Here is a 15,695-nt window from a genome sequence, read left to right as displayed (position 1 = left end):
AGGTCACGCCGCCCTTGTCGCGACCGCGACGATCGCCATCCGGGGCACCTCGGCGACGAACTGCCCATCGGCCCGGTAGACCACCGGCCGCGCCGGGATGCCGTCACGGCCGCCGAGCGCGGCCAGGTAGCCGGTGTGGTCGAAGTGGTGCGTCAGCAACCGCCACACCTCGTCATCGCTCAGCGTCGCGAAAAACTCCCGTACCCCGTACATGTCGCCGACATAGTCGCGAATCCGAGCGCACGCGGACTGGGCGGTATCGGCGCGCACAATCAGCGGGTCATAGAGGTCGACGATGCGCACCGGCAGATCGGCCTGGGCGAACAGGCTGGCCAGTTCCGCCCGGCTGAAGTGCTGGTAGTCGTGGCCACCGGAGGCGTGCGAATGCACCACCTCAGCGAAGAATCCGGCCATCGGGCTCGACTCGTCGAAGTCGTGCAGCACGATCCGGCCACCAGGGCGGACCACCCGGGCCGCCTCCCCCACCGCCAGCGGCCGCTGGCGTGCCGGGATGTGATGCGTTCCGTAGGCGAGCAGCACCGCGTCCAGGCTGGCGTCGCGCAGAAACAAGAAGTGCGCGGCCTGACGTACGGCGGGCAGGCCGTGCGCGAGCGCCTTGTCGACCATGTGGCCGGACAGGTCGCCGGTGATGAACGCCAGCTTGGACTCGAAACAGGCGGACTGGCTGCTCGCCGCGCGCGCCACGGTGCCGTCGCCGCCGAGCACGTCCAGGATGAGGGTGACCGGCTCGGATCCGGCCGGAGCGGCCAGCTCCAACAGTTGCCGCATCCCGGTCCAGCGCACCAGGGTGTCGCGCTGGGCCCGGCGATAAGAGTCGCCCCGGCCGGTGGAGTCGGTGTCGAACTCGCTCACCGTGGCGGCCAACTCCGCCAGCGCCGCGGCCGCACCCGGGCGCTCGAAATCAAGCACCTCGCGCAGCTGGGGGTGGAGGGTCGCCACCGTATGCAAGTACTCACGCAGAACCAAGGACGGCAAGTACGACGGGCTCATGAGCACCTCGGCGCACGCAACGGTTTGCCGCCTCGTCAGCGACGTCCCTTCGATGAACGGATGGCGAACTCTAGCACCGCATTTCGCCGGTCCGCCAGGTCGCACACCCGACACAAAGGAAGCCCTGGTGTGGACAAAAGTCCTTACACATCCTTTGTCGAGGATTACGTCACAGCGGTGTGACTGGCGACGATGCGGCGCATAAGTTCCAAGATTTCCGACTGGTAGTCAGTCAGGAAGAAATGCCCACCGGCGAACACATGTCGCCGTGGCGGAGCCGTGCATTCCAGCGCCCACCCGGCCGCCCGCTCCAGGTCCACGTGCTCGTCCCCGTCGCCGAGCAGCACGTGCACCGGCAGTTCCAGCGGCGGCTCGGCACGGTAGACGTACCGCTCGGACAGGGCGAAGTCGGCCCGGATACCCGGCAGGATGATCTCCATCATCTCCCGGTCCACCAGCAACCCGGCCGGGGTGGCCCCGAAGTCGCGCAACGCCTCGATCAGGCCGGTGTCGTCGAGTTGGTGATAGCGCTGCGTGATCAGGCGGGTCTGCGGCGCCTCGGCCCCGCTGACCAGCAGCGCCAGCGGATCGGGCGCACCCCGGCGACGCAGCTCCCGGGTAACCTCGAACGCCACCAGCGCACCCAGGCTGTGCCCGAACAGCAGGAACGGCCCCGACGCCCGCTCGATGACCGCCGCCGTCAGCTGATCCACCAGCTCCGTAATGTCGTCCACGGGCGGCTCGTGCAGCCGGACTCCCCTGGCCGGCATCAGCGCGACCTGCAACGACAACTCCGGCTCCGCCATCGCCTGCCACTCCATGAACGACGCGGCGATGCCACCGGCATACGGGAAGACGAAGACCTGCGCATCGCCGGTGGACTGCGCCAGCGACCCGAACCAGCGGCTCGCACCGCCCGCACTCACCGGGGACATGACCGCGAGCATAGGTCAACCAAGGAGCAGAGCCGCCCAGACCGTGACCCCGAGCGGCTCCGCAACGGATAACGGTCAGACGGCCAGCAAGGTTCCCCAGCCGGTCAGCGGTACGCACGCCCCGGACAGCCGCAGGCAGTGGCTCCCGATCGGCGCAGACTTCCACTACCCGGCAGACAGTGATGGGAACACGGTCGGACTCATACTGGGGGTGTGGAAATGAGCTCGTACGCGGACGTGAACGTGGTCTGGGCGGGAACGTCGCCGGCCTCGGGGCGGTTCCACCCAGCCGAGATCAAGTCGACTGCGGCTGAGCTGTTCGACCGCTTCGGGGAACTCAGGTCCCGAGGGGAAGGGTATCGGGAGGTCCGGATGCCTGATCAAGACTTCCCGCTGCTCACCGTGGGCTTTCGGGGGGAGTATGCAGTGATCCACCGTGCTGATGCGCCGGATTCAATGTCGCTCCTCCAGGGAGGCAACTCGATGCCCATCGATGAGGCTGTCGAGGTCCCGGTCATGGACGATCCTGTCGATTTCACCGGCGATTTCGTGTCATCGGTAGACCACGCGTGCCGGACCTTGCAGGAGTTCGTGCGAACCAGTGAGTGAACAACTGGGTGACGACCGGGGCGGCCAACGCCGGACGCCCACGGACGATGGTGGACTGTTCCGGCAGCTCGTCCCGGCTACACGCTCAGCTCATCAACGATTGATCATTCTTCGGGACGAAACGATCGTGGATCTTCCACGGGCTAAATGCGCCCAATCAGGAGGAGGGCTCGAGCTGTGGTCAAGGTGCCGCACTCGCGTATTGACGAGAACTTCCGACGATTTCGCGCCGCACTCGTCGAGCTGCGCGACTTGCTCCGTCGGCATGACAACGAACATTGGGCGCAGTGGGCAGATCGGGCGCTGATCCGAGTCGACGCCGGAGACGCAGGCGGGCTCGACCATTGGCTGAGCGCGTACGGCGGCATGGGGAGCATCAACGACCTGTCGCCCAACTGGAGCAAGCTGCCGCCACCGGATCAAGAGCGGAGCGCCTACGAGCGGATCGACGAACTCCGAGGCCTGTGTTACGGGTTAGCGGGTCAGCTCAAGATCGACCTTCGAGAGAACGACCCGTAGGCATTCAGGGCCGAGGGTGCCCGTTGCGTGCCCGTCGGGTCGGTCAACAGGGGTGAACAACGGACGCACCTAATACTCCAGCCGGGGATCGTGATCACGGCTCGATTAGGGCTTGTCGGGCGTAATGGCTGTTCATGGCGCGGGCTTGGTGGCGGCGTCGGCGGATCGACCAGAGCAAGGGGTCGGTGTGGCGGCGGGTGGGCTCGATGATCAGGACGTTGAACAGGTGGCGTAGCTCGTTGACGGTTAGCGGAATCAGCCCGGCTGGGTCGGGCCGGTCGCGGTGAGCGGTGGCAGCGGCGAGGAAGGCGTGGGCGAGGATCGCCAGGGTGGTCCAGCGGTGCCAGGACGTCCAGCGGCGGTTTTGGTGCTGGTCGAGGCCGAGGCCGGTCTTCGCGGCTTGGAACGACTCTTCAATTTTCCAGCGGCGCCCGGCCACTGTGACGAGGGTGTGCAGCGGGACGGGTTCGGATGACCAGCAGCGGTAGAAGGCCAGCTCGCCGGTTGTCCGGTTGCGGCGGATCAGGAGCCAGTGGTGTCCGCCGTGCTGGTCGCGGTGGGCGGGTAGGGCGGTGAAAGACCAGTCGTAGTAGCGGTGTCCCTTGGCGCCTCGACCGGCGGACACGCGCTGCCAGGCAGAAGCGGGCAGTCCCGTGGCCAGCGCGTCCACGCGGTAGATGGCTGGTGGTCACCTGATGCGAGCAGGCCACCGCCAGGACGTAGCCCAGTTGCAACTGACGAAGCCGGGCGGCCAGGCGCGGGTCAGCGCCGTAGGCTTCGTCGCCGGCCACCCAGCGGCAGGGCAGCCCGGCGGTGACCGCGGTCTCGATCATCCGGGACGCCAGCTGCGGCTTGGTCGCGAACCGCACCTGCTCCGGGACACCCGCCTCAGCCCGGCGTTGCGTGTCGTCGCACCACGATTTCGGGAGGTAGAGGGCTGCGTCGAGCATCGCGTGAACCACCTCGGTGGCGTAGACCAGATGCACGGCGAGCTGGCAGTTCTCGATCTTTCCGGCGGTGCCGGAGTACTGCCGCTGAACGCCGACGGTGTGCCGGCCCTTCTTCAGATCACCGGTCTCGTCGATGACCAGTACCGCTTCGGTGTCGCCGAACTGCTCGCAGACGAACTCACGCACGTCGGCGCGGACCGCCACGTCGTCCCACTTCACCCGGGTCAGTAGGTCCTGCATCCCGTCCGGACCGGCGTCGCCGGCGTGTTCAGCGATCGTCCAGCAGTTCTTACGCGGTAGCGGCGCCAGCAGGCCCCGGACAAAGTCCCGTACCCGCCGCCGGGGCTCCGGCCTGCGGAAACGTTGGCCGACAGTGAACAGTAGGTCGTCGAACAACATCCGCCATCGTTGGGCGTCTACCCTGTATCCGGCAGCCACCGCTGCGTCATGGTCAGTCCACACAACCGTCCATGATCGACGGTGGCTGCCCTCATTCCCGCGCCGCATCACGCCACAGCTCAGCCAAGGTCAACATCCCCGGCTGGAGTACTAGGGACTGCCGGTATCCAGCGGCCCCGGTCGGGTGACCAAGGCCGGCCCGGAGGGCAACTCGACCTGTTCTGCGTCGAGCGCAGTCAGGAGCATCATGGCCCATGTCAATCGTCCCGCTGATCTAGGGTGACCTGGTGCCTTCGAAACCCGTGACAACCGTCCTGTTCGATTTCGCTTGGACCCTGTTCGCCAGGGACCCCAACCGCTGGGTCGGCAGCGCGGCGGCCTTGATCGGCCGGGAGGTGGCCGCCGGTGAGGCGGAGCGCATCGCCTCGGATTTCGCTGAGTTGCTGCGGACGACGGCTACGGACCCTGCTCACATCGCCCGGGACTTGGACCCACAGGTGTGGGACCGGGCGATTCTGGCTGTCCTGCAGCAAATCCGTGGGGTGGACTTGCCGTTTGCGCGAGCCCTGCACGAAACGCGCGCCGAAGCGCTGGCGCCGTACGCGGATACGGCGTCCACTCTCGCCGCGCTGAGTGCCCGCGGTATTCGCCTTGGCGTGGTCAGCAACGTGGGCTGGGACATTCGCATCTGCTTTGCGAGGCACGGGCTTGACCGCTACATCGATGCATTCGTTCTTTCCTACGAGGTCGGCTTCGTCAAACCCGATGTACGGATCTGGCGCACCGCAGTCGAAGCCCTGGCGGCACAGCCAGATCGAACGTTGATGGTTGGCGACCATCCCGGATGCGACGGCGGTTCCGTGGCCGTCGGCATACCGGCCCTGGTGCTGCCGATGGTGAGTTCGCCAGCCCAGCTTCGCGGGTTCGATCAGGTGCTGGCGTTGGCCGGAATCTGAAGCCGGTTCGGTTCCTGGTTTGGTCGAGGTTGCCCAATGCGCTGTGGGAAAGATCTCCGATTCTTCCAGCATGAAGTCGAGCCGAAGGCAGTCAAGAACCGGATGCACTTCGATATCCACGTCGGCGGCGGCCGGCACGAGCCGTTGGAGGTGCGCTGGCCGCGGGTCCAGGCGATCGTCGACAAACTGGTGGCAGCAGGCGGGACCGTCCTCCGGGTCGACGCACCTGACGGTGCCCTTGACCATGTGACGATGGCCGACCCAGAGGGCAACGAGTTCGACGTCCTTGAGGCCCGTTCGGCCGGGCAGTTGGCCAAGCCGTAGCCGTCGACAGCGTCACGCAGGTCCTGATACCGACCGTGTCATGCAGGACCCGAGACCGGACAGCCGGCTGCCGGCATGTCGGGTCTCAGGACGTGCGTGACAGATCGGTCTCGGGACGTGGGTGACACATCCGGCTAGGCGACCCGGAGCGCCGATGAGATCTCCAGCAGGTCGGCGGGCGAGTGCGCGGTCGGCCCCTCGGGGTTGCGCCGGCTGTACCGGTCATCGCAGACGAGAGCATCGCCTTGCTGACGCCAGTGCGGCCAGTCCTCTGGGTCCTCCAGTAACCATTCGGCGAGTGCACCGGCCCGCGACCCGGCGCCGCAACTCGTCAATGCGGCCGTCAGCATCGCCGTCGCATCCGCCGGCAGGTCCGCATCCCCGAACGCGGGTAGTAGTAGCAGCAGCCGGGCGTCCGGCTCCACCACCCCATACGGCGCGCTCGACCAGGTCGCTGCGGCGATCAGCTCGGACCAGCTCAGCCCTGGACGGAACTCGTGTCCACCCACGTTCGCCAGGTCTAGCTTGTGCTTCCCACCGGACCGGCACAGGACGTACTCCGTGCCCATGTCTCCGGTCAGGTTCCGGTAGACCACGTCGATCTCGTGCCCATCGCGCAGCCCGAGCCGAAATACCGGCCATGCGTCCGGATCCGTCAAGCGATCGAAGTAACTGAAACAATCCTCCTGCTCGACCTCAAACGCGGCGGTGACCAGCGAGTCATCGTGGGAAGCCATCGTGGCGGACAAGTAGGTCGGCCAGAAACAGCGAGTCAGTCAGGAACGGACGGCCGTCGACCAGCGGGTCGTTCTCGTACCCAGGAATCAGCACCTCCGCATAGTGCCGCCAGGGCAGAGACCACGCGACCCCGACCCATGCTCGGCTGACGCGCTAGCGCCTCGCAGAGTGTCACGCAGGTCCTGATACCGATCTGTCACGGAGGTCCTGAGACCGGACAGCCGGCTGCCGGCGATGCCTGGTCTCGCATGAAGGTTGACGAAACGGCGTCGCAGGACGCTTGACGCCAGGTCATGATCGAATACTGGTGATCTGGTGTTGGCTTCGATGGTATGGCGCGGCGGTAGTCTGTCTGGCCGGCGGCTCCGCGTGTCGTGTTAGAGGAGCCGGAGGACCTCGACGAGTTGAGAGAAGGTCGGGGCGACGGCCTGCCAGGAGCATTGCTTCGGGTCAGTCCAGAAATCGCTGGCGACGACCTGGGGGTCGGCGGGGTCGGTGCGATAGTCGAGGGCCATCGCGACGTCATCACCGGGGATGCGGTTGACCGCGATCAGAACTGCCTGCTCCACGTCGAGCCAGGGCAGCTCGACGCTGGCGGTGGCGATGCTTCCCCGTGTTTGCCGGAACAGGTGCGAGGAGGGCGGGTCGTCGGCAAGCAGGGTGAGCGATCTGCTCTCGCGGCGCATCCCTTCGATGCTGGTGAGAAAGTCCAGCGGAGATTCGAACCAGGGCATGAGATCACGCAGGACGTCGTCACCTGGGTGCCGCCAGCGGCCACCGTTGAGCAGTTCGATCAGCAAGGCGGGCAGCACCAGGCCATTGACGTGCAGGGCTTTCTCCACGCGGTCTTTCCCGTTTCCTCGGCATGGTGCTGGCGGACGCGTTGGCCTGCGGGCACGGTGTCGATGACGAGACTAGGCGTCGTGTCGAGGTCATCGCCGGGAGGTAGTTATCTGGTGCTTGGCCTTGGTTCGGTTCAGGTCGGTGGTGCTGCGGCGGGGAACGGCTGTTATCGGGGTGTCGGCGTCGTAGACGGTGACGGTTGCGGCGGACCGGTCGCGGTCAGTGCGCCTCCGGCGGGGGCGCAACGACTCCAGGATGGCCGGGGCTCCGTCCGCGCCTTGCGGTCCGTGGGTGGTTGCGCCGGGCCATCCCGCCAGCCGCCGACTCGGGCGAGCCGAGCAGACCACCGCCCGGCCCGCCAGCGTCCGTACGAGCCGTCAAGACATCCCATGAGCTTTGTTGTCAAGCAGCGGCTTGTAGATCTTGTTGATGGTGGACCCATGCGGTGGCTTCGTCATAGGTGGTAGCGGTCTTGAGACAGCCGTGCAGGATGCCGACCAGGCGGTTGCCGAGCTGGCGTAGTGCCGCCTGGTGGCCGATGCCGCGGGCACGCAGCCGGTCGTAGTAGGCGCGGGCGCCGGGGGAGGCGTGCAGCGCGGAGAACGCTTGGCGGTTGAGGGCATCGATGAGCCGATCGTTGTGCACGTGGCGGGCAAGCACGGTCTTCTTCTTGCCGGACTGGCGAGTGATCGGGCTGGTCCCGGCGTAGTTTTTGCGTGCTTTCGCGTCGGCGTAGCGGTTTCTGTCATCGCCGAACTCGGCGAGCACCCGGGCGCCGAGAATGGCGCCCAGACCGGGCTGACTGAGGTAGATCTCAGCGTCCGGGTGCTTGCCAAAATGCGCCTCGACCTGCTCCTCCATGGTTTTGATCTCGGTGTGGAGGGTGCTCAGGATGGCCACCTGAGCCCGGACGCTGGCCCCGTAGGCGGCGGTCACCACGGCCGGCTGGCCCAACTGCTCGGCGCGCAGGGCAGCCCGGATCGCCTGCGCCTTCTCGGCGATGTTGCGGCGGCGGGCATGCTTGAGCGCCGCCGTGATCTGGCCATTGGTCAACCGGCCCGCTGAAATCGGATCGGGCGCGGCGCCCAGCAGCTGCAAAACATCCGGGGCGGTCAAGTCATCGAAGGCGGCCAGCGCGGCCGGGAAGAACTCCCGCAGAGCGTGGCGCAGCCGCAGCATATGCCGTGTGCGTTCCCAGATCAGCGTCTTGTGGGCCCGGGTGATGACCTTGACCGCCTCCGCTTCGACGCTGTCGCCGGCGACCGGGCGTAGCTGATGACGGTCGATGCGGACCATGTCAGCCAAGGTATGCGCGTCGCGGGTGTCGCTCTTGCCGCCGGACACACTGTGGCGCTCCCGGTAGCGGGCCACCTGCAACGGGTTGACCGCGTAGACCTGGTAGCCGGCCGCGACCAGCGCCTGCACCCAGCCGCCGCGGTCGGTCTCGATGCCGACCACCACCTGCGTCGGCTCGTCATCCTCCCCAACATGCTCGCCGATCATCGCGTGCAGCCGGGCAATCCCCGCGACACCCTCCGGCAGCTTCGCTCTGCCCAGCACCCGCCCGGTCGGGTCCTGCAGCTCGACGTCGTGGTGCTCCTCGGCCCAGTCATCGCCAACGAACAGCAATCCCATGCTCCCATCCATAGCGGACATCACGCCTACGGCGGCCCGCGGGAGAACTACCAGCGACCTAATGAACAAGTGCTCACGCCAGAGCCAGCGGGCACGACATCCCATCAGCGGTCTGATCTCCCGACCACCAGCAGGGGCACGATCTTGACATAGGACTGCAAGCGTCCCGGTCCGCAGAGTGCTCACCCACCGGCGGCTACCGGACCGGAGTCTGCCCGAAGGCCGACCCGGTAGCTCTCATTAGGTCCGCTTGACGTGGCGGACCGGGCGGCGGCCCGCTCCCCAGGAGGGCGGGCCGGCGGCAGACAGTGAGGATGGTGGGGTGGGTCGCCGGGCCGGTCTGACTCACCGGCAGCCCGACGGTTGCTGTCCTCATCCCGATCCGTCGGCCGGCCCGGTGGCTCCGCGAGCTGCATGTCACCGGTCCGGCGTCGTGACCTGATAGGAGCCTGTGCGAGAGGCGCCCACCACTGTGTTGTCCCTCTGCCTGACCGGTGACGTGTCCACACATCTCGACGCAGACGAGAAGGGCGGACCTCACCAGCATGGCAGCCAAGAAGCGACCCGTGATCGGTGGTGTCGACACCCACCGCGACACTCACCACGCCGCCGTCATCGACAGCACAGGCGGACTACTGGCCGACGCCGAGTTCCCCGCGACCACCGCCGGCTATGCGGAACTGCTGGCCTGGATGCGCTCCTTCGGCCGCTTGCTCGCCGTGGGCGTCGAGGGCACGGGCAGCTACGGCGCTGACCTGGCGCGTCACCTGACCAGCGCAAAAGTCACCATCGTCGAGGTGGACCGGCCGGACCGCCGGACCCGCCGGACCAAGGGCAAGTCCGACCCGATCGACGCCATCGCCGCCGCTCGGGCCACCCTCGCCGGCACCGCCATGGGCACCCCGAAGACCCGCACCGGCCCCGTCGAGGCGATCCGCGCCCTGCGGGTCGCCCGGCAAGGCGCGGTCAAGGCCCGCACCGCCGCGATCAACCAGATGCGCGGCCTGGTCACCGCCGCCCCCGAACGTCTGCGAGCCCAGCTGACCAAGCTCAGCGCCGCCGTGCTGATCAAACGGTGCGCCACCCTCGCCCACGACCCGGCCATGCTGCACGACCCCGAACACGCCACCGCCGCCACCCTGGCAGGACTAGCCCGACGGGCCACCGCCCTGACCGAGGAAATCACCACCCTCGACCGGCAACTCACCCCACTGGTCCGCCGAGCCGCACCCCGCACCAGCGCCCTGTTCGGCGTCGGCACCGACGTCGCCGCACAACTGCTCACCACCGCCGGCGACAACCCCGACCGACTCCGCTCCGAAGCAGCACTGGCCCACCTCTGCGGCGCCGCACCCATCCCCGCCAGCTCCGGACGGGTACGCCGCCACCGCCTGCACCGAGGAGGCGACCGCGGCGCCAACCACGCCCTGCACACCATCGCCCTCTGCCGCCTGCGCTACGACCAGAGAACACGCGCCTACCAGCAACGACGCGTCTCAGAGGGCTTGAGCAAGCAGGAAATCCTGCGCTGCCTCAAGCGCTACATCGTCCGCGACGTCTACACCGCCCTCCGCGCCGACTTCGCCGCCCTCACCCCTTGACCTCCATAGGAGCATCGGGTTCGAACCGCCTGCCGGATAACGCAGCGGCCCGGACTAGCGGCCGGTGTGGATGAGAAGAGGAGCGATGACCGCTGCGATCGCGGCGGCGCCAGCGTCGTTGGGGTGCAGGTGGTCGCCGGAGTCGTAGGTTGGCCGCAGCGCATCCCGATCAGCCGGGTCGGCGAGCGCCCGGTCCAGGTCGGCCACCGCGTCGTACTCGCCGCCATTGCGGATCCAGGTGTTCACGGCGTCGCGGACCGCCTCATTGGCCGGCGTGTCGTAGCCGAACGCGTCCTTCATCGGCAGCATGGTGGCTCCGATAATCCGCACGCCCCGGGCGTGCGCCGCCCGAATCAGCTGCCGATGCCCGTCGATGACCTGTTCGGCAGTCACCACGGGGGACGCGCCGCAGCCGAAGTCGGGGTAGCCGCCGCCACCGATGTCGTTGACGCCCTCGAGGACGACCACAGCGCGGACTCCCGGTTGGTCCAGCGCGTCCCGGCCGAACCGGGACACGCCCGCCTCGCCGAAACAGGTCGAGTCCGCGAGCAGTTTGTTGCCGTTGATACCGGAGTTCACCACGCTCATCGGGCGACGACCGGAGGCGAGCCGTTCGGCCAGCTCATCCGGGTACCGGTTGTCGGCGTCGACCGTGGTGCCGTACCCGTCCGTGATCGAGTCGCCGAACGTCACCACCACGCCGTGGGCGTGTCCCGGCTGGCCGGCCGTGTCGATGCCGGCGAGGAAGTACCAGGATGTGCTGGTCTCGGCGAAGGCGCCGGCCCGGGCATCGAACCGCCGGTCGCCGGCCGTTCGGTAGGTGGTGGCCGTCGCGTTCTCGTGGACGGTCGCCGGACCGGTGGGGCCGGCGAAGTACAGCGTCACCGCGAGGGAGTCCAGCGCGCGTGTCGGCAGCGGCGCGGGGTCGGAGGTGAGCTCGCCTCCGGCGGGGATGATCGCCGTCGTCGATCGGCCGAAGGTCAACGAGCGGAGGCTGCCCGGTCGCACGGCCGCTCCGCCTGCGGCGAGCGCGATCGTTGCGCCGGTCACCGTCAGCGGTCGGTCGCCGAAGCGGTTGGACAGTCGTACCCGCACCGTCGAGCCGCCGGCGCTGACCCGGACCACCTGCCGCAGCGACTGGTTTGCAAAGCCGTTGACTGACCAGTTCGGCGTACCGAACCCGTCGAACGGGTGGTGCGCGGCGGCGGTCCACGCCGCCCGCCAGTCGGCGGAGGAGAATGCGCCGGCGTGGCCGGACTGCGCCGCCGGCGCCTTGGCGGTCGCCGCTTGGGCGGGCGCGGTCAGGAACAGTGCTGCCGCGACGCCGGCTGCGAGCGGTTGAAGCTTTGGATGTCTCATTGGGTGTCCTTTGCAGGCGTTTCTGATGGGATGGGTGCTGGCCGGGCCGGCGTGAGGGCTACGCCGGTCCCGGTGCGGTCAACCGGCGATGCCCGCGCCGGTTTCCAAGAGCGACTTGAGGTCGCTGAGCACGAAGGACCAGCCGCCCCCGGTGCCTGGGGTGGCGCCCGTGACCAGTGCCGCGGTGTGTGGAGCCCCGGTGAGGTCGTGCGTCACGGTTAGGGTGGTCAGTCCGCGCTCGTCCTGGCCGATGTCGTACGTGAGTCGGGTGGGTCCTTCGGCCGCCATGGCGGGGTCGGCGGTCATCCGCCAGGCCAGGGCGAGCCGCCGGTCGGGTTCGGCCTCGATGATCTCGCCCTCGATGATGACCATGTCGACTCCGCTGCCCACCAGGGCCTCGCTCGCGTAGCCGCGGTAGGCGCCACCGGGGCGCGGGTCGATGTCGATCCGGCCGCCGTACCCGTAACGCCTGGTCAGCTCCGAGCGGGTGAGCGCGGCCCAGACCTCCTCGGGGCTGGCCTTGAGATAGATGCGGTGAACCACTTCACCTGGCTGCTGCACCGTGCCCGTCATGGCTACTCCTCTGATCACGAACGCCGGAATGGCGTTACCGTCGGTGATCAGCCTCCGCCGCACGGCTCGCCGGCACATCCGTGGCCACACGGATCCGACCACGGAACGCACCACGGAACGGGGACGGCGGTCAGCCCCCCATTGCCGCCAGACCCAGCGACCTCAGCTCGGCTCGGCCCTCGGCTTCCCGGCCGGGCAGGAGCGCCAGCGTGCAGGCGTACTCGATGCGGGCTCCAGCCTGCTGAAACCCGGCCAGCCCCGCGGCGAGCGCCTCGACGTCCCCAGTCAACCGGCCCCGAGCCCGGGCCAGGCAGGCGGTTGCCCACGCGTTGTCGGTGATCGCCTCCTCGGCGAGCGTGAGGCACCGCGCCGCGCCCGGCAAGCCGGCGGCGACCGCCAGCTCCGCGGCGGCGGCGCGGGCGTACGTCTCGTACCGGTAGCCCGGAAAGGCGTTGAATGCCAGCCCGACCAGCCGGGACGCGTCGTCGAACTCACCGAGGTGAAGGGCGGTGCGACAGTCCGCGTACACCACCGACGCGAGTGCGGACAGCTCGATCCCGGCGGCGGAGGCGCACGCCGCCAGCCGGTTCCGCCACCGCGACAGGCCTTCCCGATCGCCTCGGAACCCGCACGCCACCATGGCGAATGCCATGGCGCCGGCCACGCGCCCCGTCGGTGGGCGGCCGACCCGCTGCCACCCCTCCCACAAGGCCTCCGCCTGCGTCAGCGACTCGTCGAGTTCACCGGTGAGCGTCAGGGCGGGCACGAGGGTGCCGGTGGCATGAGTACGGCCTCCGAGCAGGTCGTCATCGATCATCCGTCGCGCGACGTTCAGTGCGGCGGGCAGGTCACCGGCCTGGAACGCAACGGTGGCCGCGACGTGGAAGGTGTCACCGATCTCCGGTGCCGCCTGCGGGTCGGTGGGATCGAGCGCACTCAGCAGCGCGAAACGCTCCGCCCCGATCCGCCGCGCCTCGGCTGGTCGTCCGGCCTGCGCCGCAGCCGTAGCCAGCAGGTCCAGACCCGCGCTGACCAACACCGGCACGCCACAGCGGCGGGCGGCCGCAGCGGCGACGGCGGCGAGATCCGGGTCCGGGTGGAACCGGCGGCCTCCGGCGTACCACGCCTCGGCGATCGCCACGGCGGCGGCGACTGCGGGATCGGCGGGGTTGCCGGCGGCTCGGGCCCGTTCCAGCAAGACGGTCAGCCGTTCGCGGGACATGTCGCTGCTGATGCGGCCATCGAATCGGTGGACCATCTCGACCACCCGGGCCAGGGCAAGCGCCTGGGCGTTGCCGTCGCCGGCCGCCCCGGCAAGGTCGGCGCAGGTCAGCATCAGGTCCAGCACCTGCTGTCCGGTCGCGGTGCCCACCAGCGCGCAGTCCGCCGCGTTGCGCAGGTCCGCCACCGCCTCGGTGGGGCTCGGTGCCCGTGCGGCCGCCTGCCGGTAACAATCCAGGGACTCGGCCAGGAAGCGACGGGTGTACGTCAGGCGACCGAGCGACCGAGCCAGTTGGTGCGGGGCCGAGCCGACGCCGCTGCGATGGCCGAGCAGCGCTGCGCGCAAATCGTCGGCAACGAGATCGAAGTCCTCGCGCCACACACCGTTCAACCGCCCGACGAGCTCGGTGGCCGCCGATGTCGCCCATTCGAGGTACCGATCGAGCACCTCACCCCGGACCGGGTCAGTGACGAGTTGTTCCCGCGCGAACGCCCGGACCGTACCCAGCATCCGCCAGCGACGCACATCCGGGTCACGGGTCACCAGGCTCTTCTCCACCAGTCGGCCGAGCAGGTCGGCGGTCCCGGCCACATCGCCCACCATCGGCACCCGGGCCGCGGCGGCCAGGTCGAACCCACCCACGAACACGGAGAGGTGCCGCAACAGCGTCTGCTCGGCTGGGTCCAGCAGGCCGTAACTCCAGTCCAGGACGGCCCGCAGCGAGCGGTGCCGCTGATCGGCGTGTCGCGCGCCGGTCAACACCCGCAGCGGATCGGTGAACGCCGCGAGCAAGCCTTCCACTCCCAGCGAGGCGCTGCGGGCAGCGGCAAGCTCGATCGCCAGCGGTACGTTATCGAGCTGGGCGCAGAGCTCACCGACCACCATCGGGTCGCCGGGCACGTCGGCGCCGGCCGCCCGGGCGCGGTCGTCGAAGAGGGCCCGCCCATCGGGCTCGGGCAGCGGCAGCACCTGCACGACCTGCTCCCCGGGCACCCCCAACCGTTCCCGGCTGGTGGCCAGCACGGTGACGCCGGGGCACCCGTTGAGGACCTGCTCGGCGAAGGCCGCTACCGCGTCCAACAGGTGTTCGCAGTTGTCCAGCACCAACAGCGACCGTTGCGCGCCGAGTTCGTCCGCTATTGCCTCGGACATGGGCTGGCGCGGGGCGGGGGTGAGGCCGAGCGTGGCGGCGACGGCCTGGGCCACGGAGCCGTCGCGCACCGGCACCAGGTCGACGAAGGCGCCGCCGGCAGGAAACCGGGACACCAGATCGGTCGCCAGTTCGACGGCGAGTCGGGTCTTTCCCACCCCTCCGGCACCCACCAGTGTGACCAGCCGGGCGTCGCGTAGCGTTCTGGACAGTGACTCCCGCTCCTGTCGGCGACCGACGAAGGTGGTCCGCGGTACGGGGAGTCCGGCGACGACGGCGTCCGCCCGGTTCGTTGTCGCCCCCGGGGCGGCCGATGCCAGTGCCGACAAATCGTGTCGATCGGCGACGCCGTACTTGCGCAGCAATGACGAGACGTGGCTTTCAACGGTGCGAACGGAGATGAACAGCCGCTGCCCGATCTCGGCGTTGCTGCACCGCTCGTTCAGCAGGGCGAGCACCTCGGCTTCCCGTGCCGAAACCTCGATCTTCACCGTCACAGCCCCCTCACCGCCTCATCCTCGCCGATGCCGGCCCGATCCGTCACGTCCCGCCACACCGCCGCGCGGGGCGGCGGCGGGAGGTGCCGCACGCGTCGGTACGGCCCGGATTCAGCAACTGGCGGCACCGGCGCAGTCGCGCCGCGGTGGTCGGGAAACCGGCCGCCGAATCGCCGGTACACCGCCTGTCCGGAGGCGAGGCCGGGTGGGAGTTTGAGGCGAGTGAGCGGCGGTCGCTGCTTGGGCGAATGAAGATAGCTCCGATTCGGAATAGTCAGCTCCAGCGGATCTGGCAGATCTCAGCCCCTGCGCGGCGGGCAGCGGAGCAGGAAGGCCGGCGGTACTCTTCGGCGGATCGGCCGTCGCCGAGGTCG

General features: G+C 68.8%; 13 protein-coding genes and 1 pseudogene. 5 read left to right on the top strand and 9 right to left on the bottom strand.

Annotated features, from left to right (window positions below; genetic code table 11):
* Positions 1-3: 3 nt before the first annotated feature.
* Together ACFYML_RS19110 and ACFYML_RS19105 are read right to left on the bottom strand one after the other, a co-directional pair.
* The gene (locus ACFYML_RS19110; protein WP_387421869.1) at positions 4-1,125 is read right to left on the bottom strand and encodes a class I SAM-dependent methyltransferase; all 1,122 of its coding nucleotides are present in this window, start codon (positions 1,123-1,125) and stop codon (positions 4-6) included.
* Between the two features lie 50 nt (positions 1,126-1,175).
* Positions 1,176-1,946, bottom strand: a complete 771-nt coding sequence (locus ACFYML_RS19105; RefSeq protein WP_387421868.1) for a thioesterase II family protein — start codon at positions 1,944-1,946, stop codon at positions 1,176-1,178.
* A gap of 219 nt (positions 1,947-2,165) precedes the next feature.
* Between ACFYML_RS19105 and ACFYML_RS19100 the strand changes: the two genes are divergently transcribed.
* Positions 2,166-2,555 carry a hypothetical protein gene (locus ACFYML_RS19100; protein WP_387421867.1) on the top strand — a complete coding sequence of 130 codons (390 nt, stop codon included), beginning with the start codon at positions 2,166-2,168 and terminating at the stop codon, positions 2,553-2,555.
* A gap of 177 nt (positions 2,556-2,732) precedes the next feature.
* Positions 2,733-3,074 carry a DUF6966 domain-containing protein gene (locus ACFYML_RS19095; protein ID WP_387421866.1) on the top strand — a complete coding sequence of 114 codons (342 nt, stop codon included), beginning with the start codon at positions 2,733-2,735 and terminating at the stop codon, positions 3,072-3,074.
* 94 nt (positions 3,075-3,168) lie between these two features.
* On the opposite strand, the pseudogene ACFYML_RS19090 reads toward ACFYML_RS19095, so the two are convergent.
* A pseudogene (locus tag ACFYML_RS19090) lies at positions 3,169-4,405 on the bottom strand (IS701 family transposase).
* Positions 4,406-4,725: 320 nt separating this feature from the next.
* Between ACFYML_RS19090 and ACFYML_RS19085 the strand changes: the two are divergent.
* On the top strand, positions 4,726-5,379 hold the full coding sequence (locus ACFYML_RS19085; RefSeq protein WP_355059405.1) for an HAD family hydrolase: 654 nt from the start codon (positions 4,726-4,728) through the stop codon (positions 5,377-5,379).
* A gap of 36 nt (positions 5,380-5,415) precedes the next feature.
* A complete protein-coding gene (locus ACFYML_RS19080; protein ID WP_387421865.1) occupies positions 5,416-5,703 on the top strand; it encodes a VOC family protein in 288 nt (95 codons plus the stop codon).
* A 134-nt stretch (positions 5,704-5,837) separates the two neighbouring features.
* Here ACFYML_RS19080 and ACFYML_RS19075 read toward each other — a convergent pair whose 3' ends face one another.
* The 3 genes from ACFYML_RS19075 to ACFYML_RS19065 all read right to left on the bottom strand — a co-directional run bounded on the left by ACFYML_RS19075 (position 5,838) and on the right by ACFYML_RS19065 (position 8,913).
* Entirely contained in the window at positions 5,838-6,452 is a 615-nt protein-coding gene (locus ACFYML_RS19075) for a hypothetical protein (protein ID WP_387421864.1), read from the bottom strand.
* Between the two features lie 366 nt (positions 6,453-6,818).
* Entirely contained in the window at positions 6,819-7,283 is a 465-nt protein-coding gene (locus tag ACFYML_RS19070; protein WP_387421863.1) for a hypothetical protein, read from the bottom strand.
* Between the two features lie 403 nt (positions 7,284-7,686).
* Positions 7,687-8,913 carry an IS110 family transposase gene (locus ACFYML_RS19065; protein ID WP_387421930.1) on the bottom strand — a complete coding sequence of 409 codons (1,227 nt, stop codon included), beginning with the start codon at positions 8,911-8,913 and terminating at the stop codon, positions 7,687-7,689.
* Positions 8,914-9,485: 572 nt separating this feature from the next.
* Between ACFYML_RS19065 and ACFYML_RS19060 the strand changes: the two genes are divergently transcribed.
* The gene (locus tag ACFYML_RS19060) at positions 9,486-10,520 is read left to right on the top strand and encodes an IS110 family transposase (protein WP_387421862.1); all 1,035 of its coding nucleotides are present in this window, start codon (positions 9,486-9,488) and stop codon (positions 10,518-10,520) included.
* Between the two features lie 54 nt (positions 10,521-10,574).
* Here the strand turns inward: ACFYML_RS19060 and ACFYML_RS19055 are convergent, their stop codons facing one another.
* From ACFYML_RS19055 to ACFYML_RS19045, 3 genes are all read right to left on the bottom strand, one after another.
* Entirely contained in the window at positions 10,575-11,879 is a 1,305-nt protein-coding gene (locus ACFYML_RS19055) for an SGNH/GDSL hydrolase family protein (protein WP_387421861.1), read from the bottom strand.
* 78 nt (positions 11,880-11,957) lie between these two features.
* Positions 11,958-12,452 carry an SRPBCC domain-containing protein gene (locus ACFYML_RS19050; protein WP_387421860.1) on the bottom strand — a complete coding sequence of 165 codons (495 nt, stop codon included), beginning with the start codon at positions 12,450-12,452 and terminating at the stop codon, positions 11,958-11,960.
* Between the two features lie 130 nt (positions 12,453-12,582).
* A complete protein-coding gene (locus ACFYML_RS19045) occupies positions 12,583-15,315 on the bottom strand; it encodes an ATP-binding protein (RefSeq protein WP_387421859.1) in 2,733 nt (910 codons plus the stop codon).
* Positions 15,316-15,695 lie beyond the last annotated feature (380 nt).

The organism is Micromonospora sp. NPDC007230, assembly GCF_042869115.1.
GTDB lineage: Bacteria > Actinomycetota > Actinomycetes > Mycobacteriales > Micromonosporaceae > Micromonospora.
Note: the sequence above shows the minus strand (reverse complement) of the source record. Positions and strands in the feature narration are given on the sequence as shown.